Origin of the sequence: Vibrio sp. 10N.222.46.A1 (assembly GCF_041473595.1) — a bacterium.
Lineage (GTDB): Bacteria > Pseudomonadota > Gammaproteobacteria > Enterobacterales > Vibrionaceae > Vibrio > Vibrio tasmaniensis_A.
Map to the genome: position 1 here is coordinate 1 of NZ_JBFRSN010001236.1, position 544 is coordinate 544.

Below are 544 nucleotides of genomic sequence, written 5' to 3' on the forward strand. Positions count from 1 at the left end.
GATATGCTCACTGGCGATAAATGATCTAGTTCTAAACAGTAAAAAGGCTGAGTCAGATAACCTGCTCAGCCTTTTTTATTCGTTTGTTTAACAGGTCGATGTTGCATTGCTTACATCACATATATTAATAAAACTGATAGTGCTTACATTTATAAGTGTGATTTATGTCTCTATCCATCTTTTGAATACTTTCTAAGCTTAGTTGGTTTTTTATCTAATTAAACAGAAGGTTATATGATAAATAGAATAATAACACTAAGTGGCGTTGCATTACTTTGTTCAGCGAGTGCGCATGCGCAAATGCAAAATGGAAGTTTCGAAAGCTGGGAAGGAAACGTACCATCTGGATGGAGTGTGATTGACTCCGGCATTGCAGTTTCACCCTCTAACGTACCTGTTAATAACGGCAGTTTCTCTGCGCAAGTAACAGTGAATACAGGCACTCAAAGTAATACCGATTTTCTGCAAACGATACGTGTTGAACAAGGGAAAACTTATGATTTCTCTGTCGATGTTTACCATACGGAAGGCAACGTGAAAGCTC

1 protein-coding gene is annotated in these 544 nt (G+C 37.9%); it reads left to right on the plus strand.

The window, feature by feature from the left end:
• Positions 1-234: 234 nt before the first annotated feature.
• The coding region (locus AB4496_RS25530) for a carbohydrate binding domain-containing protein (RefSeq protein WP_372105002.1) at positions 235-544 on the plus strand (310 nt) is incomplete at its 3' end.